Origin of the sequence: Thiobacter sp. AK1 (assembly GCF_039822265.1) — a bacterium.
Taxonomy (GTDB): Bacteria; Pseudomonadota; Gammaproteobacteria; order Burkholderiales; family Thiobacteraceae; genus Thiobacter; species Thiobacter aerophilum.
Window position 1 is genome coordinate 68,813 of record NZ_JBAJEX010000006.1, and the last position, 16,878, is coordinate 85,690.

Below are 16,878 nucleotides of genomic sequence, written 5' to 3' on the forward strand. Positions count from 1 at the left end.
GGCAGCGCCAGGCTTGGCGAGGCGCGCGTGTTGGGCATCCCGTTTTCCTGGAGTTTAAGTGATGAACCCTTATCGAGATCGTCGCCTGAAGCTTGCCGCCCAGATGGGGGCGGGCGTGGCCGTCATCCCCACCGCCCCGGAGCGGCTGCGCAATCGCGACACCACCTACCCTTACCGTTTCGACAGCTATTTCCACTACCTGACGGGTTTTCCGGAACCGGAAGCGGTGCTGGTGCTGGTGGTCAACGGCGGCGTCAAGAGCATTCTGTTCTGTCGCGACAAGGACGAGGAACGGGAAATCTGGGACGGCTTTCGTTACGGCCCCGAGGCCGCGCGCGAGGCCTTTGGCATGGACGAAGCCTATTCCATTACCCGGTTGGACGAGATGATGCCCAAGCTTCTCGCCGACCAGCCGGATCTATTCTTCGACCTGGGGGCGGATCCCAGTTGGGATACGCGCGTGGTGGGCTGGCTCAATAGCGTGCGGGCGCAGGCGCGCAACGGCGTCACCGCGCCGGCAGGCATTCGCGATGTGCGCGCGCTGCTGGACGAGATGCGTCTCATCAAGGATGCCTATGAGCTTGCCATCATGCGCCGGGCCGCGACTATATCCGGTGCGGCGCATCGGCGTGCCATGCGCGTCACCGCGCCGGGCCGCTACGAGTACGAAATCGAGGCCGAGCTTTTGCACGAATTTCGGCGCCAGGGTGCGCAGGCCCCTGCCTATATGCCCATCGTGGCGGGCGGCGCCAATGCCTGCGTGCTGCACTACGTGCGCAACGATGCGCCGCTTCGCGATGGCGATCTGCTGCTCATCGACGCAGGCTGCGAGCTCGATGGCTACGCCTCTGACATCACGCGCACCTTTCCAGTCAATGGCCGATTCAGCGCCGTGCAGAAGGACTGCTACGAAATCGTGCTCGCGGCGCAGCAGGCGGCGATGGAGCAGGTACGCGTGGGCCGTCACTGGAACGAACCCCACGAGGCGGCCGTGCGCGTGCTGGTCCAGGGCATGCTCGATCTCGGGCTTGTCACGGGTAGCGTGGAGGGCGTGATCGAGTCTTTAGCGTACAAGCGCTTCTACATGCACAAGACGGGCCACTGGCTGGGCCTGGACGTGCACGATGCCGGCGACTACAAGCGCGGTGGCACCTGGCGCCGGCTCGAGCCCGGCATGGTGCTGACGGTGGAGCCGGGGCTTTACATTCGTCCAGGCGAAGGCGTGCCGCAAGCCTTGTGGAACATCGGCATCCGCATCGAGGACGACGTATGCGTGACGGACGGGGCATGCGAAGTCCTCACCGCGGCCACCCCCAAGACCGTGGCCGAGATCGAGGCGTGCATGGCGAGTCGGGAGGCATAAAGCTTCGCAGAGACCGCCCAAGGCGCCTTGTGACAGCGAGGATGCCGGTCCCGTTTGGGCCCAAAGGCCCCCAGGGTGTTCTCAGCCAGGCTTGTGGGCGGCGCTTAGGGTCGGTCATTGCGGCCAAGCCAAGCGCAGGCTGGCGCTCAGCACGCCGCCTTGGCCAAGGTCAAGTGGTCTGGAATTCCGTTTGCGTGGGAACGAGACAGGAACGGTGCAGCCCGAACAGGCGTTTTGGCAGGGGTGGACTTGGGTGTTTGGGGCGTCTGCGTGTACCCTGTGCGCTTCGTGTTGACCAAGCAAGGAACACGGGACATTCATCGTGCGACCCGATGGCGACATTTTGATCGTGGGTGGGGGCCCGGTGGGCGCGACGCTGGCGCTGGCGCTCGCCCGTGGCATGGACCCCGCTGCGCCGCTTTCCATCACGGTGCTGGAGGCGCGGCGGGATTTGGGCTCGCTGGCGGATGCGCGCACGCTGGCACTCTCCCATGGCAGCCGGCTGATCCTGGAGCAGATCGGCATCTGGCCTCGGCTGCCGGATCCCACCCCCATCACCCGCATCCATGTCTCCCAGCGTGCAAGCTTCGGGCGCACCTTGCTCACGGCGCGCGAGGCGGGACTGCCTGCCCTGGGTTACGTGATCGACTACGCGGCGCTTCTCGCCGCGTTCGATGGGGCGCTGCGGGAAGCGCAGCTTAGCTATCTCACGGGCGCCGAGGTGGAAAGGGTCGAGCCGCACGCCGTTACGCCACGCGTCGTCTGGCGCGGCGAGGTAGGCGAACGGATGGAAACGGCGCGGCTCATGGTGTTGGCCGATGGTGGACGCTTGGTGGGGACCTTGCCTGGGGTGCGCCAGATCCGGCGTGACTACGGCCAGTGGGCGGTGGTGGGGCAGGTGCGTTCGGAGCGTCCCCATGACGGACTGGCCTATGAGCGCTTTACCCCCGATGGTCCCGCGGCGCTTCTGCCCTATCGCGACCGCTTTGCCCTGGTGTGGACCGCTTCCCCGGAGACGGCGCAAACCATCCTGAGCTGGGACGATCCGACCTTCCTGGCGCGGCTTAACGCCCACTTCGGTGACCGGCAGGGACGTTTCCTCTGGGCCAGTCCGCGCGCGGCTTTCCCCCTTGGCCTGCGTCGTAGCGAACCGCGCGTGCTTGCGCGCACCGTGCTGGTGGGTAATGCCGCCCAGACCTTGCATCCGGTGGCTGGGCAGGGCTTCAACCTGGGCTTGCGCGATGCCTTCGAGCTCGCTGGGCGCATCCTCGCCACACCGCGTCCGGCTCTGGGTGGAGATGCCATGCTCAAAGCCTACGCGCGGGGCCGGCGATTGGACACGGGCGGCGCAATGTTCTTCACGGACTGGCTGGTGCGCGGCTTCTCCAACGATGTGCCGGTGCTGCGCGAGGTGCGTGCCGCCGCGCTGTCGCTGCTCGACATCGTGCCACCCGCCAAGGACTTCGTGGTGCGGCGCATGATCTTCGGCGCGCGGGGCTAGTATGGATTCACCTTTCGATGTCGTTGTGGTGGGCGGGGGGCTCACGGGCGCGAGCTGCGCGCTCGCCCTCGATCGGGCGGGACTTGCCGTGGCCCTGGTGGAAGGGGGGGAACCGGCGCCAACCAACGGCCGCGTCGATGCCGATTGGGACAGCCGCATCTACGCCATCAGCCCCGGCAGCGCTGCCTTCCTCGCTGAGCTGGGCGTCTGGTCAAGGCTTGCTCCCACGCGGCTTGCGCCCGTGAGCGCCATGCACATTCGGGGCGACGATGGCATTAGCGAGCTTAGGTTTTCCGCCTACGAGGCCGGCGTGGCCCAACTCGCGTGGATCGTGGAGAGCGGTCACCTGCAACATGCGCTGTGGGATGCGTTGGCCCAAGGCGGCCGCGTGGCACGTCTGTGCCCGGCGCAGGTGACGGGGCTTACGCTCGCGCCAAAGGAAGCACGGCTTTTCCTACAGGACGGGCGCGAACTCAGCGCCCGGCTGGTGGTGGGCGCGGACGGCGCGCGCTCCCGGATACGTGCCCTGGCGCAACTGCCTTTTCGCGACAAGGACTATCATCAGCTCGGCGTGGTGGCGAATTTTGCCTGCGCGCGCCCCCATGGCGGCATCGCCCGCCAGTGGTTCCGCGAGGATGGCATCCTGGCCTGGCTACCCTTGCCGGGGAACCGAATCTCCATGGTCTGGTCCACACCCACGCAGCATGGCGAGGCCCTACTTGGCCTCCCCCCGGACGAACTGGCGGCGCGGGTGGAGCAGGCGGGGGCGGGTGTGCTGGGGCGCCTCGAAGTGATCACGCCGGCCGTGGGCTTCCCTTTGCATCTCATCCAGGTGGACCGCATCAGCGCATCGCGGGTGACTCTCATCGGCGATGCCGCGCACCAGGTGCATCCCCTCGCCGGGCAGGGCGTAAACCTGGGCTTCGGCGATGCCCAGTGCCTGGCGCAGGTGCTGGCTTCACACGGCGCGCGCGATTGCGGCGATTTCTTGCTTTTGCGCCGCTACGAGCGGGCGCGCAAAGAGGACGTGATTGCGATGCAGGCGGTGACAGATGGGCTCAAGGCGCTATTCGGCCATCCCAATCCCCTGCTCGGCGTCCTGCGCAATCTGGGCCTGTCCTTGACCGGCCGGCTGGGACCCATCAAGCAGCTTTTGGTGCGGCATGCCCTGGGCGGGGCCGGCTAGGGGTTCTGGCCAAGCGCTTTTTTCATTCATCCGCCACAACGAAAGGTATCCATGATCTCGAGACTTTTTTCCCGTTTGCTCCTCTTGGCGCTCGCCGTCTCCAGCGCGGCCTGCGCCGACGAAAACAGCGTGCGCAAGGAACTGGCCAGCCGTTTTCCAGACATTGTCGTTTCCAGCGTGAAAAAGGCGCCGGTCAAAGGGCTTTATGAAGTCACCGCGGGTCAGCAAGTGTTCTACGTGGACGAGAATGTGGATCACGTGATCCTGGGCAACATCATCGATAGCCGCAGCAAGCGCAACCTCACCGCCGAGCGCCGCGACGCCCTGCTGCGCGTGGATTTCGCCAGCTTGCCCTTCGATGATGCCATCACCATTGTCAAAGGCACGGGCAGCCGCAAGCTCGCCGTGTTCGAGGATCCCGACTGCCCCTACTGCCGCCGCTTGGAAGCGGAGCTCGCCAAGATCGATGATGTCACCCTCTACATCTTCCTCTTACCCTTGGACCAGCTGCATCCAGAAGCAGGGCTCAAGGCACGCAAGGTTTGGTGTGCCCCGGATCGGGCGCAGGCGTGGCTGGCCGTCATGAATCACGGCAAGCTGCCCGACAACAAGGGCGACTGTCCCAACCCGGTGGCGCGCACCGCGCAGCTTGCCCAGGAGCTCAACATCGAGGGCACGCCCGCGCTCATCTTCGAGAGCGGACGTTTGGTGCCGGGGGCCATCCCGCGGGACAAGATCGAGGCGCTGCTAAACGAGGGGAAGGCGGCGAAAGGAGGCAGCGGCAAATGAGTCGGGAAATGTGGGACGGGCACTATGCCGAGCCCCATTACATCTTCGGCACCGAGCCCAATGCCTTTCTCGCTTCCCAGAAGGCATTGCTTAAGCCCGGCCAGCGGGCCCTTGCGGTGGCCGACGGCGAAGGGCGCAATGGCGTGTGGCTCGCCCAGCAGGGCTTGCAGGTGGTGTCGGTGGACTTTTCCCCAGTCGCGGTAGAAAAGGCCCGTAGCCTCGCTAGAGAGCGTGGCGTGCAGGTGGAATTTCACGTGGCCGACGTGCTGGAGTGGGACTGGCCGCGCGAGGCCTTCGACATCGTCGCCGCGATTTTCATCCAGTTCGCGCCCCCGCGGGAGCGGGCCGTTTTGTTCCAGCGCATCAAGGATGCCCTCAAGGTCGGCGGCCACCTCATCCTCCAGGGCTATACACCCAAGCAACTCACCTACAAGACCGGTGGCCCGTCCGCGGCCGAAAACATGTACACCGAGGCCCTGCTGCGCGAAGCCTTCGCCGACATGGACATCCTGCATTTGCGGGAACACGAAGACTTCATCGCCGAAGGCACCAAGCATTACGGCAGGTCAGCGCTCATCGACATGGTGGCGCGCAGCCGCGGCTGAGGCGGTCCGCCCAGGTGGCAGCAGACCTGTGAGAAGGGCTTGTGTGGCGGCTTGTGGGCGCGGCGTTCGCCGCGATTGCTGGCGCCGCAGTCGTCATTCCCGCCGAGCGAAGCGCGAGCCGGAATCCAGAATACCGCTGTCGCCAGCGGCACATCAGCCTGGGTTCCTGCTTGTAGGACTTGCGAACGGAAGCCATGACTCTGGCGAACCCACCTGCGCGGCGAGTGCGTGATCTGCCCTTGGCTGTGGCGCTCGGGCTGTCTGCCCTGCTCCATGCGGCGCTGCTTCTGGGGGTGCGCGTGGGTCAGGTCGAGCGCCTAGGCGCGGCGACCCAACGGTTGGAAGTGCATCTGGACCAGGTAAAGCCGCCTTTCAAGCCAGACACCCGCGCCGCACCCGGCATGGATGCGCCCCCGATCCGTGACGCAGGCAGTGAGGCCCAGGCGGCGCAGCCGTTGGCGTCGCCAGCGGAAGCACCACCCGCCGCTGCGCGTAAAGCGGCGGAAACCAGCGCGTCGCCCGCCGCCGCGGACCAAGACGGCGCGCTCCCACGTCCTGGCATGCCCGAGGCTGCTGCAGGTCGTAACACGGTTGATTTGCCCCTGCCGCCCGATCCCACCTATTACCCGGCGCGCCAGGTGGACGAGCATCCGGTACTTCTCAGCGACACCAGGCCCGTCTATCCTGAGGAAGCTGCCAGCCACAACGTGCGCGGCGAGGTGATCGTGCTCATGTTGCTAAACGAGCATGGCCGCGCGGACGAGGTGAGCATCGTCGAGGCCCGGCCCCCGGGCCAGGGCTTCGAGGAAGCGGTGATTGCCTGGCTGCGGGATGCCCGCTTCAAACCCGCCATGCGCCAGGGCCGAGCGGTGAAGGCGCGGGTGGTGTATCACGTGACTTTCGAGCCCTGATTCAACCACGAGAGGAGACCGTCATGAGCAGACTCAACATCGCCTTTGGCTTTTTCTTCCTTGCCCTATCTGCCGCGCTGGGCCCTTATATGCTGCTCAAGCTGCACCCCACCGCCCAGCAAGCCCAGGAAGGTCGGGTCGCGACCACCGGCAAACTGGCCGAGGTGGCGGGCGCCAACTATGACGATCCCGAGACGCTTGCCCCCATCACCGCCGATAAGCTGGGGCACCTCACCACCGATGCGGTGCTTGCCATCAATCGTGAAATCAACGCGCGTGCGCCCATCGACGCGGTGCGCTCCGGTCCCCATGTGCACGGCAACCTGGAAGCCTTGCTCAACATCGTGGTGGGTGTCGTGCTGATGTTCGTTTCCTGCAAGCGGGCATGGATGAAGCAGGTGATCGGCTGGCTGTTCATCCTAGGCACGCTGCTGCATTCCGGCATGCTCTACCTGGTGACGGTGTTCAACCAGGCGTGGGCCGGTCAGATCCTGGGCACCGGCCTTGGGCCGATCATGATCCTGCTGGGGCTTGTGCTCGCCGGCCTGGCCGTGGCCATCGGCTTCCGTGGCGAAGTCGTGCGGGAGTGACGCGCCCAAGCCGAAGGCCGCGCAGTGTGTTGCACGCGCATCTAGCTGCTCGCCTGGCAAGCGCTCGGCGAGCGCTCGGGCCGCGCTCAAGCTTGCCTGCGCCCGCTTGAGCGGTTGCGATGAGTCAGGGCGTTTCGGCAGCAGCACGCGCGGATGCCGGCGGCGCGGCATTTGCCACGCGGGCAGCCGCCCGCGCGCGTCCCCGCTTCACGTGCAGGGTGAGCATAAGGGGGAGAGCCAGGCCGGCGATCCAGTGTAGAAGCGGTAACCACGCTTCATTCGCTTCGCTGCTGAAGTAATAGAGGGCATAGCCGGTTGCCGCGAGCCAAACAAGCCAAGCCTGCATCATCAATCCCGTGATGCGGTTGCGCTGCCGCTGCCACGCCCCACGCGCGTGCACCGGTAGCACCGATCCCATGACCACGAGTGTGGCGAAGGCGAAGCCCCCATGCAGGCGCAGCCACCACTTTTCCAGCGGATGCGGGGTGGGTCCGAACGGGCTCGGGACGGCCAGGAAATGGTGAAACAATAACCATAGCCCACCCGATAGCCAGACGCCAAAGAAGACCAGGTTTAGCGCACGGCGGTGATTGCGGGGAAGGCGGATGGGGAGGGGTACGCTAGACACGGCAGGCCTCTTGACAACCGAGTTCGTATAGCTGCCAGGCGCCGCTGTGGTCGTCTCGCTCCAGCAAGAGGGCACGCGCCTCAAAGCGGGGCAACAGCCTGCGCGCGGCCTCGCGGTCGGCGAGCACGATCTTGGTGAGGGCGTCGGCAGTGATGCAATCGGGTGCCAGCACGGTGACACTGGAACCGGGGGCCAGGGCCTGCCGGCGTAGGGGATGGATGTGGGGCGTGACACACCGGCCATGCACGCGTTGCGCGGCGAAATAGCCTGCGGAGGTGGCGGCGGCACCCGCACGCAAGTCCGTCACATGCAGAAGTCGTGTGGGCGCCGCGGGATGGCGCACGTTCAGCGGCTGCCAATTGGGTCCGAATAGGCGCAGGTCGCCACCGGCATTCACGCGCGCACTACTTACCCCGTGTTCCCGTAGCACATCCAGCGCCCGGTCCACCGCGAAGCCTTTGGCGATGCCGCCCAGGTCGATGCGCACGCGCCGGGCGAGCCGCACCCGATGTGCCGAGAGTAATTCCACATGTCGCCAGTCCCCTTGGCCGGAGGCGCGGGGAAAGTCGGCATGCCGCGGCAGATATCCCAGCCGCGCCAAAAGGGGTGCGACCGTGATGTCGAACAGTCCGCCGCTTTGCGCCGAGAATTCCCGTGCTGCCGCCAGCACCTGCCAGGTCCAGGGGTGGACCGTCACCGGCGCGAGGGCCGCTTCCCGGTTGATGCGTGAGACATCGGAGTCCGGATCGTGATAGCTCATCAGACGGTGCACCATGGCCACGGCCTCGAAGGCCTGGTTCACCGCCTGCGCGACCGACTCGCCTGACGCGGCGATGTCCACCAGGGTGCCCAGCCAGGGCTGGGCGCGGCGTATCCCTGCGCTCATTTCAACGCCACCTCGTAGGTGGCCAGCAGACGCCGCACCCCTTCCGCCATGTGCTTGCAGGACAGGGTGGCGCCGCTGATGTTCTGTATGTCCTTATCCAGTTCCAGCGGCGCCCCGGCACGTTTGCCGATGAACTGCGCGCGCCAGGCAGCGTTGCGGACCTGGGCGCCGTGGGTTTCGCGGTAGTCCATGATCTCGATGCCGCGCACAGCGCCCGTGGCATCGAGGGCGAGGGCATAGGTGATGAACTCGTGCTTGCCATACACCTCGTCCACCAGCAGCCAGCCGGCGAGCTTGCCGCCGGCTTCCGCCCGCCAGGCATGGAGCTCGGGGCTGCGCACGCGCACCTTGGACGCCTTCTCGATGGCCTCCCGCTGCTCGGCGCTCAGCAGCAGCTTGGCGTCCCGGAAGCCGCTTGCCTCGGGAAACAACGCGTGCTGCGCCTGTTCCAGCGTGAGATATTGCACCGCGTGGGCGGGCAGCGCGGCCGCGGCGAGGGCGGGGACGGACAGCCAAAGCAGATCATGACGCATGGTGAGCCTCAGAAGTTGTAACCGAGTTTGAGGCGGATTTCCTGTTTCTCGTGATCCGCCAGATGCAACCCCGTGTGCATGTCCTGCTCGTCGGAGCCGGCGAGCTGTCGGACGTAGGTGAGCGTTGCCCACCATTGTTTCGCGCCATAGTGCAAGCTGGGCCCAGCGAACATGTCCCAGTGGTCGCGGCCCCAGGGGCCGCCCGGTGTCTTGCGATATTCCACGTCGGCCCAACCCTCGAAACCCACGAACCAGTTGGGCGCAAAGCGGTAGGACACCCCCGTGCGCAGGCGTGGCGCGATGGCATTCTCTCGCTCGCCGCCCGCCCGTGCCCGGTTGGTTTCGGCCTCCAGCTCCAGATTGGTGACCCATTGCAACTGGTCATCCAGGAAAGGCTTCTGGAAGATGAGCTTCCCTTCCAGCTCCCAGGCATCCACCTTCTCTCCGGTGACGGAGTCGATGCTGTCGTAGGTCACCTCGCCGTAAAGGGCGACGCCCAGCCCGGCCTTGTAGGGCGAGGCGAGCATTTTCTTCACCTCGGCGGAGGCGCCGCTCCAACGCGCCTGTTTCAACTCGCCGTCGATCTGCCCAGGTACGGGGTTGCCGCTGTAATCGTGGCGGTAGCCATTGAGATAGACCGAGCCGGACAAAGTGTCGGTGAGGCCGTATTCATATTCGAGGCGCACATACTGGGCCTCGTAGTGTCCCTGGCGCTTCCCACGGTGGTCGGTGAGCCAGAGGTAGGCCTCGGCCGCACCCTGGGGCAAGGTTTCGGCACCCATGGTGTAGCCGAGCAGGTTCTCGTCTGCTTGGGCGGGCAGACTCACGGCGGCGGCCAGCAACAGGCCAGTAAGGTGGTGGCGGGTCAGTGACATGGCAGTTCCTTTCTGAGCAGTCAAAAAGTCTGGCTGGCTGGCTCAGGCGTCCCACGGACGCCGGAACTGGCTGGCTAAGTCAGTGATTACTTCGTCAAAATCAGCTTGCCGGCGCGGGTGATGCGCAGGCGGTATTCCTGGCCCTGATGCAGGATGCGCACCTCGTTTTCCTGGCGGAACAACCGTTCGCTGGGGATGGGACGCTGCCGATCCAGGACCAGGTAGCGGGAGTCTTTCGGGGCGGCTGTGGGGATTTCGGTCGTCATGGCCTGTCAATGCAAATGCGAGTGATTCGCATTATGAAAGACGCGCCGCCGGCCGTCAAGGGGCGCGCTCCTGGGGGCGCTCGAGCCGCGATCTGGCCACCACCATGTCAGCCATCGCGGCTAAAGCCCCTCCCACAAGCCGCTGCCACGATTGCTCTCACGGGCCGCTGCCAGAAGCGCGCTCAAACCTCTCCCACTGGGTTAACCGAGCCAGGGGCTTATGCCATCGGGCGGTGCGGGCGTGCGGGGCCGGGATCAAGGAAGCGGTGGCTGCGCGGGAAGGGGAAGTGGATTTCCCTTTTTGCGGAAGCGACTGGGATGCTCTATCCCCAGAGGGGAATCACCGGTGCGCCGGCGACGGGCCATGCCAAGGCGGTGGCGTACTCGGGCGATCTCAATCGGCGGCGCCGGCAAACCCGTTCTGGCGCCAGGCCTCATAGACGACGATGGCGGCAGCGTTGGCGAGGTTGAGACTGCGGGAGTGGGGCAGCATGGGCAGACGCAGGCGCCGCTCAGTTGGAAAACCCAATAGCACGTCCTCCGGTAGGCCGCGGGTTTCTGGACCCAGGACGAAGACGTCTCCCGGTCGGTAGTCCACCTGGTCGTAGCGCCGTCTGCCGCGGGTGGAAAGGGCAAACAGGCGGCTGCCCGCCAGCGCTTCCTGGCAGTGGCGCCAGTCCGGGTGCACGAGGAGGCGGGCGAACTCGTGATAATCGAGCCCAGCACGCCGCAGCTGTTTGTCGTCTAGCCGGAAGCCCAGGGGCTCAACCAGGTGCAAGGTGGTGCCGCTATTGGCGCACAGGCGGATGATATTGCCCGTATTGGGTGGGATCTCCGGCTGGAAGAGGACCAGGTGAAACATTGCCTTGCGCCTGCCACTAAAAACAGTTAGTGTAGCCGAATCAACGATATGCTCAATAAATATGAGGTATGACATGAACTGCCGTCGGGGGCGCCGTGGCCAGACCTGAGAAAGTCCGCCTGGGGGAGATCCTGGTCAACCAGAAGCTCATCTCCCAAGAGCAGTTGGCCCTGGCGTTGGAAGAGCAGAAGCGTACCGGGCGTAAGCTGGGGCGAATTTTCGTCGAGCAAGGCTTCGTCACCGAGGAGCAGATTTCCGAGGCACTCGCCCGTCAGCTCAACATTCCCTACATCAATCTCAAGTTTTACCAACTGCGGCCCGAGGTGGTGCGGCTGCTGCCGGAGACCCAGGCGCGGCGCTTCCGCGCCATCGTCATGGAAGTGAAGGACAACACCGCCCTGGTGGGCATGGCCGATCCCACAGACCTGTTCGCCTATGACGAGATCGCGCGCATCCTCAAGCGGGATCTGAGCCTGGCCGTGGTCAACGAAGGCCAGCTCATGGAGGCCATCGATCGCCTCTACCGGCGCACCGATGAAATCACCGACTTGGCCCATGAACTGGAGGTGGCGCTGGGTGATACCGCCGTGGACTTCGGCCTGTTGGGCGCCACGCCCAGTCTGGAGGACGCGCCCATCGTGCGCCTGCTGCAGACGGTGTTCGAAGACGCCACCCAGGTGCGCGCCTCAGACATCCACATCGAGCCCCAGGAGAAGACGCTGCGTATCCGTTTCCGCATCGACGGCGTGTTGCATTTGCAAACCGAGGTGGACCCGAAGATTGCCACCGCGCTGGCGTTGCGCCTCAAGCTCATGTCGGGTTTGGACATCGCGGAAAAACGGCTGCCCCAGGACGGCCGTTTCCACGTGCGGGTGAAGAACCGCACGGTGGACGTGCGTATCTCCACGCTCCCCACCCAGTATGGGGAGTCCGTGGTGATGCGCCTACTCAACCAGGACGAAGGCGCGCCCCCTCTTGAGCAACTGGGCTTTCCGGCGACGATGCTGGGACGCTTCCGGGAAATCTTCCACCGCGCTCAGGGCATGGTGCTGGTGACGGGTCCCACCGGTTCCGGCAAGACGACCACGCTCTATTCGGTGCTCGCCGAACTAAACGCCGTGGAGCGCAAGATCATCACCGTGGAAGACCCGGTGGAGTATCGGCTGCCCGGCATCAACCAGGTGCAGGTCAACGAGAAGATCGATCTTACCTTCTCCCGCGTGCTGCGCACCGTCCTGCGCCAGGATCCGGACATCGTGCTGGTGGGCGAGATGCGCGATCAGGAAACGGCGCAGATGGGCATGCGTGCGGCCATGACCGGGCACATGGTGCTTTCCACCCTGCATACCAATGATGCTGTCTCGACCCCCATCCGCCTGCTGGATATGGGCGTGCCCCCATACATGGTGGCCATGTCCGTGCACGCCGTGCTTGCCCAGCGGCTGCTGCGGCTGGTGTGCGACAGCTGTATGGCCGCCTACATGCCGCTACCCCACGAGCTTGCCTGGCTGGAACTGGAGTTGGGCCCCGAGGCGGCGCAGCGACCTTGGGTGCAGGGGCGTGGCTGCAGCCATTGCAACGGCACCGGCTACCGCGGCCGCGTGGGCGTGTACGAAATGCTGGAAATGACGGCCCCCTTGGTGGAGGCGCTGAACCGTCAGGATACCCAAGCGTTCGTGCGCCTTGCGCGGCAACAGCTGGCGGGTCGTACCTTGCGTCGGGCCGCGGTGGATTTGGCTGTCGCGGGCCGCACCAGCGTCGCCGAGGCCATGCGCGTGACCAGCGCGCTCGAAGACAATTGAGGGGGATAATCGGGCTCGATTGATTTCCCACGGCGCCGGCCTTGCGCCGCCAACGGCGAGACAGCCGTGGGGGGGCACCGGGGTTGTTTGGGTCCTGGGTCGTCTGCGAGGCCTAGAATAATCCATGGCATGAGCCTCTGGCCCCCAAAGCCCTAGGAAGCGAGCTATGGGACTGGGCTGTGGGAGGGCCTTTAGCCGCAATGACTGGCGACTGAGACGGAAGACGAACGGTTTATGGCGCTTTTTGCCTACAAAGGTCGAAACCCCCGCGGGGAGCTGGTGGAAGGCACGCTGGACGCCGCCAGCGCCGCCGCCGTGGCCGACCAACTCATCACCATCAGCGTCACGCCCATCGAGATTCGACCGGCGCCGCCGACCGCGGCGAAGCCCAGGCCAGAATGGCTCAAGCGGCTTTCGGAACCGCGAATCGGGCCGCTGGATGTGCTGCTGTTTTCCCGCCAGATGCACACCCTGCTCAAAGCGGGGGTGCCCATCCTGCGCGCGCTCGCGGGGCTTCAGGAATCCACCTCCAACCGCAGCTTCGCCCAGGTGCTGCGTAACTTGCGCCAGAGCTTGGATTCGGGCCGAGAGCTTTCCGTGGCCATGCGGCGCGAAGGCATCTTCTCGCCGTTTTACGTGGCCATGGTGCGCGTGGGGGAGATGACGGGGCGGCTGGACGAAATCTTCCTGCGGCTGTTCCACCATCTCGATTTCGAGCGCCGCACGCGGGAGCAGATCAAGGCTGCGCTGCGCTACCCTGCCTTCGTGCTGATCGCTATGGGCCTGGCCATCGTCATCATCAATCTGTTGGTCATCCCCGCTTTCGCCAAGGTGTATGCCGGATTTGGCGCTCAACTGCCCTATGTCACGCGGCTTTTGATCGGCTTCTCCAATTTCATGGTGGCCACCTGGCCGTTGCAGCTTGCGCTATTGCTATTCGCCACCACGGGGGTGCGGCTTTGGATTCAGACGCCGCGGGGCCGCTACCAGTGGGATCGGATGAAGCTTGGGTTGCCAGTGGTGGGATCCATCGTGCGCAAGGCCACCTTGGCCCGATTTGCCCGCTCCCTTGCACTCGCAGTGAGAAGCGGCGTACCCATCGTGCAGGGCTTGTCCGTGGTGGCCAAGGTGGTGGACAACGATTACATCGCTGCGCGCATCGAGCAGATGCGCGACGGTGTGGAACGCGGCGAGACGATTCTGCGCACTGCGGTGGCGAGCGGCGTGTTTACGCCCGTGGTGCTGCAGATGATCGCCGTGGGCGAAGAAACCGGCGCGGTGGACGAGCTCATGCAGGAAATCGCCGACATGTACGACCGCGAGGTGGAATACGAAGTGAAAAACCTCTCTGCCCAGATCGAGCCGATCCTGATCGTGGGGATGGGCGTTCTCGTGCTCATCCTCGCCTTGGGGGTGTTCCTCCCCATCTGGGACCTGGGGCGAGCAGCGCTGGGCAAGTCGATGTGACCCCGGCCGCTTGCCGCCAAAGCGCCTGCCTCAAAACGGCAAGCAACTTGTTCGAACGGCTCGAGCCGGGATTGCCGGGGAAGATGTCAATGACGGGTGGTCGGGGATTTACCCTGCTGGAGCTGGTAATGGTCGTGTGCATCGTCGCCCTGTTGGGGCTTGCGGCCATCGACCGGCTCCTCTACCTACGGGAGCAGGCAGAAAAGGCGATGGTGGAACAAAACCTGCAGATGCTGAAAGCAGCGGTGCGGCTGCAGGTGGCCGGACTTTTTGCCGCCAATCGGACGGCAGAAATTGCCGCTCTAGATGGCGCCAATCCCGCCCGCTGGCTGGAAGAGCCCCTGCCGGGTTATCGGGGCGAGTTTGAGTCCGAAACGCAGCCCAACTGTCGAGCCTGTTGGTATTTCGACAGGGGGCGGCGGGAGGTCGTCTATGTCCTGGACCGGGGCGAGCATTTTCAGCCGGACGCCGCGGGCGAGAAGCGCATTCGGGCGCGCGTCGAGGTAGAACGACCTCAAGAAATGCCAGGCGAAGCCGTAGTAACGTCCGTGCCCTCTGCCCGCCTGAGGGTCGCCCCTTACCGCTGGTTCGGCGGCTGATCTTCGGCGAGCAGCGGCCCACCCCAGCGCGCGACCGCGGCTATCGTGGCATCAAATTTGCTTTGAAGCTGTTACGTCAATCACCAACGAAGGAGAACGCATCATGCACAAGGCGCAAACCGGTTTCACCCTCATCGAATTGGTGGTGGTGATCGTCATTCTGGGGATTTTGGCGGCGACTGCCCTGCCCAAGTTCGTCGACTTTTCGGGCGAAGCCGAGCAGGCCGCGGTCAAGGGCGTGGCCGGGGCGATCTCTTCGGCTGGCGCCATCAACTACGGCAAGGTCAAGGCGGGCGGCACCGGTGTCAACATCACCGATGGCACTGATGCTTGCGCGGGTACCGCCAACAGTGTCCTCGCGGGCCAGGGGACCTTGCTCTCCGGCAGTGTCACCCTCGTCACGGCGTCGCCCACGACAACCGACCAGTACAAAATCGCTGCCGGCACGGACGCGGTCTGTGCCGCCGGTAAAACCATCGACTGCCAGATCACCAGCAAGGGCGGCAAGACCGCAACCGCCTACGTGCCCTGCACCAACTAAAGCTTGAGGAGGCCCATCATGCGCCCCATGCAGCGCGGTTTCACCCTCATCGAACTCATCGTGGTCATCGCCATCCTGGGCATCCTGGCCGCCACCGCCCTGCCGCGCTACATCAACGCCCAGCAGCAGGCGCGCGTGGCCAAGGCACAGGGCATCTACGGGGCGATCCGCTCCGCGGCGGCGCTCGCCCACGCCCAGGCGCTGGTGACCAACACTTCGACCAGCGGGACGGCGACGGTGACCATGGAAGGCCAGGTGATCGACTTGATCAACGGCTATCCCGTGGCCACGACCGGCGACAACAACCCGATCCCGGCAGCGGGGAACCGCGGCATCCTGGTGGCGGCGCAGTTGGATGATGGGGCGGATCAGCTCACCTATACGGGTGGCGGTGCGGCAGGGGGCTCCACCCTCAATGTCCAGGTCAATGGCGCCGCCACGCCCGCGAACTGCCGGGTCAGCTACATCTCCCCCAACGTTGCCGGCGGTTCGCCGACGATCACGGTGGTCACCACCGGCTGCTGATCGCCTTATCCACGCTGGAGCGGGGCGGGCGCAAGCCTCGCCCCGTTTTTGCTCGAGGGCCCTGGCCATGCGTGGCTTCACCCTGGTGGAACTCGTGGTCGTCATTGTCATCCTCGGCATCCTGGCCGTGGTGGTGGCGCCCCGTTTTTTCGACCGCGCTACGTTCGATGCCCGCGGCTTTTCCGACGAGCTTGCCCAGACCGTGCGCTTCGCCCAGAAACTGGCCGTGGCCCAGCATGGAACGATTCATGTGCTGACCGGCGGCGGGCAGGTGCGAGTGTGTTGGGATGTGGCCTGTAGCCAACCCGCGCCCAGCCCCGCGGGCGGGGCGCTCACGCGCGTGATTCCCACCGGCGTGAGTGTGAGTGGCCCGGCGGCGCTCAGTTTCGATGCCCTTGGACGTCCGTCCAGCGGGGCGAGCTACAACGTGAGCGGCGGGGGCGTCAACCGGACGCTGACGGTGGAGGCCGAGACGGGCTATGCGCACTTTTGAACGGGGACTCTCTTTGGTGGAGCTCATCGTGTTCATGGTCATCGTGGGCGTGGCGGTGGCGGGGGTGCTTTCGGTGATGAATCTCACCACGGCGAAGAGCGCCGACCCCATGGTGCGCAAGCAGGCCATCGCCATCGCCGAGGGTATGCTGGAGGAAATCCTCCTCAAGGACTTTTCCAATCCGCCGGGCGGCTTTACCGGTGCAGCCACGCCTGCCAACCGGGCGTTGTTCGACGATGTCTCGGACTACGCTGGCTACACCACGACCGGCATCTACGACCTCACCGGCACGCCGATTCCTGCGCTGTCTGGCTATGGCGTCTCGGTCACGGTGGCCAACCAGGCTGTGGGCGGCGTGCCGGCGGCGGCAGCCAAGCGGGTGACGGTCACGGTTACCGCACCCGGCGGCGAAACCATTACCCTCTCCGGCTTCCGCATGGATACCGGGTCTTGAAG

20 protein-coding genes are annotated in these 16,878 nt (G+C 65.3%); 14 read left to right on the forward strand and 6 right to left on the reverse strand.

Annotation, left to right across the window (positions count from 1 at the left end):
• Positions 1 to 61 precede the first annotated feature (61 nt).
• The 7 genes from V6E02_RS08655 (at position 62) to V6E02_RS08685 (ending at position 6,945) form a co-directional block, all read left to right on the forward strand.
• Positions 62 to 1,363 carry an aminopeptidase P N-terminal domain-containing protein gene (locus V6E02_RS08655; protein WP_347308390.1) on the forward strand — a complete coding sequence of 434 codons (1,302 nt, stop codon included), beginning with the start codon at positions 62 to 64 and terminating at the stop codon, positions 1,361 to 1,363.
• A gap of 322 nt (positions 1,364 to 1,685) precedes the next feature.
• Positions 1,686 to 2,864, forward strand: a complete 1,179-nt coding sequence (locus V6E02_RS08660) for an FAD-dependent monooxygenase (protein WP_347308391.1) — start codon at positions 1,686 to 1,688, stop codon at positions 2,862 to 2,864.
• Position 2,865: 1 nt separating this feature from the next.
• Positions 2,866 to 4,050: a UbiH/UbiF family hydroxylase gene (locus V6E02_RS08665; protein ID WP_347308392.1), complete on the forward strand. Its 1,185-nt coding sequence runs from the start codon at positions 2,866 to 2,868 to the stop codon at positions 4,048 to 4,050.
• 51 nt (positions 4,051 to 4,101) lie between these two features.
• Positions 4,102 to 4,839 carry a DsbC family protein gene (locus tag V6E02_RS08670; RefSeq protein ID WP_347308393.1) on the forward strand — a complete coding sequence of 246 codons (738 nt, stop codon included), beginning with the start codon at positions 4,102 to 4,104 and terminating at the stop codon, positions 4,837 to 4,839.
• Positions 4,836 to 5,444: an SAM-dependent methyltransferase gene (locus V6E02_RS08675; RefSeq protein ID WP_347308394.1), complete on the forward strand. Its 609-nt coding sequence runs from the start codon at positions 4,836 to 4,838 to the stop codon at positions 5,442 to 5,444. Before V6E02_RS08670 ends, V6E02_RS08675 begins: the two co-directional genes overlap by 4 nt.
• A gap of 194 nt (positions 5,445 to 5,638) precedes the next feature.
• On the forward strand, positions 5,639 to 6,355 hold the full coding sequence (locus tag V6E02_RS08680) for an energy transducer TonB (protein ID WP_347308395.1): 717 nt from the start codon (positions 5,639 to 5,641) through the stop codon (positions 6,353 to 6,355).
• A gap of 23 nt (positions 6,356 to 6,378) precedes the next feature.
• Positions 6,379 to 6,945: a hypothetical protein gene (locus V6E02_RS08685; protein ID WP_347308396.1), complete on the forward strand. Its 567-nt coding sequence runs from the start codon at positions 6,379 to 6,381 to the stop codon at positions 6,943 to 6,945.
• 124 nt (positions 6,946 to 7,069) lie between these two features.
• On the opposite strand, the gene V6E02_RS08690 is transcribed toward V6E02_RS08685, so the two are convergent.
• The 6 genes from V6E02_RS08690 to trmL form a co-directional block, all read right to left on the reverse strand.
• A complete protein-coding gene (locus tag V6E02_RS08690; protein WP_347308397.1) occupies positions 7,070 to 7,573 on the reverse strand; it encodes a hypothetical protein in 504 nt (167 codons plus the stop codon).
• Positions 7,566 to 8,459, reverse strand: coding sequence for an FAD:protein FMN transferase (locus V6E02_RS08695; RefSeq protein WP_347308398.1), 894 nt, complete (start codon positions 8,457 to 8,459; stop codon positions 7,566 to 7,568). Before V6E02_RS08695 ends, V6E02_RS08690 begins: the two co-directional genes overlap by 8 nt.
• A complete protein-coding gene (locus V6E02_RS08700) occupies positions 8,456 to 8,992 on the reverse strand; it encodes an FMN-binding protein (protein ID WP_347308399.1) in 537 nt (178 codons plus the stop codon). Before V6E02_RS08700 ends, V6E02_RS08695 begins: the two co-directional genes overlap by 4 nt.
• Positions 8,993 to 9,000: 8 nt before the next feature.
• Positions 9,001 to 9,867: a DUF6662 family protein gene (locus V6E02_RS08705; protein ID WP_347308400.1), complete on the reverse strand. Its 867-nt coding sequence runs from the start codon at positions 9,865 to 9,867 to the stop codon at positions 9,001 to 9,003.
• 86 nt (positions 9,868 to 9,953) lie between these two features.
• Positions 9,954 to 10,133, reverse strand: coding sequence for a hemin uptake protein HemP (hemP, locus tag V6E02_RS08710; protein WP_347308401.1), 180 nt, complete (start codon positions 10,131 to 10,133; stop codon positions 9,954 to 9,956).
• A gap of 394 nt (positions 10,134 to 10,527) precedes the next feature.
• On the reverse strand, positions 10,528 to 10,995 hold the full coding sequence (gene trmL / locus V6E02_RS08715; RefSeq protein ID WP_347308402.1) for a tRNA (uridine(34)/cytosine(34)/5-carboxymethylaminomethyluridine(34)-2'-O)-methyltransferase TrmL: 468 nt from the start codon (positions 10,993 to 10,995) through the stop codon (positions 10,528 to 10,530).
• Positions 10,996 to 11,090: 95 nt separating this feature from the next.
• Here trmL and V6E02_RS08720 point away from each other — a divergent pair, with 95 nt between their 5' ends.
• The 7 genes from V6E02_RS08720 (at position 11,091) to V6E02_RS08750 (ending at position 16,876) form a co-directional block, all read left to right on the forward strand.
• Positions 11,091 to 12,797, forward strand: a complete 1,707-nt coding sequence (locus V6E02_RS08720) for a GspE/PulE family protein (protein ID WP_347308403.1) — start codon at positions 11,091 to 11,093, stop codon at positions 12,795 to 12,797.
• A 234-nt stretch (positions 12,798 to 13,031) separates the two neighbouring features.
• Positions 13,032 to 14,264, forward strand: a complete 1,233-nt coding sequence (locus tag V6E02_RS08725; RefSeq protein ID WP_347308404.1) for a type II secretion system F family protein — start codon at positions 13,032 to 13,034, stop codon at positions 14,262 to 14,264.
• Between the two features lie 89 nt (positions 14,265 to 14,353).
• Entirely contained in the window at positions 14,354 to 14,863 is a 510-nt protein-coding gene (locus V6E02_RS08730) for a type II secretion system protein (RefSeq protein WP_347308405.1), read from the forward strand.
• 103 nt (positions 14,864 to 14,966) lie between these two features.
• Positions 14,967 to 15,404 carry a prepilin-type N-terminal cleavage/methylation domain-containing protein gene (locus tag V6E02_RS08735; RefSeq protein ID WP_347308406.1) on the forward strand — a complete coding sequence of 146 codons (438 nt, stop codon included), beginning with the start codon at positions 14,967 to 14,969 and terminating at the stop codon, positions 15,402 to 15,404.
• Positions 15,405 to 15,422: 18 nt separating this feature from the next.
• On the forward strand, positions 15,423 to 15,929 hold the full coding sequence (locus V6E02_RS08740; protein WP_347308407.1) for a type II secretion system protein: 507 nt from the start codon (positions 15,423 to 15,425) through the stop codon (positions 15,927 to 15,929).
• 67 nt (positions 15,930 to 15,996) lie between these two features.
• Positions 15,997 to 16,422: a prepilin-type N-terminal cleavage/methylation domain-containing protein gene (locus V6E02_RS08745; RefSeq protein ID WP_347308408.1), complete on the forward strand. Its 426-nt coding sequence runs from the start codon at positions 15,997 to 15,999 to the stop codon at positions 16,420 to 16,422.
• On the forward strand, positions 16,409 to 16,876 hold the full coding sequence (locus tag V6E02_RS08750) for a prepilin-type cleavage/methylation domain-containing protein (protein WP_347308409.1): 468 nt from the start codon (positions 16,409 to 16,411) through the stop codon (positions 16,874 to 16,876). The genes V6E02_RS08745 and V6E02_RS08750 overlap by 14 nt, the downstream gene beginning before the upstream one ends.
• The last annotated feature ends 2 nt before the right edge of the window (positions 16,877 to 16,878 follow it).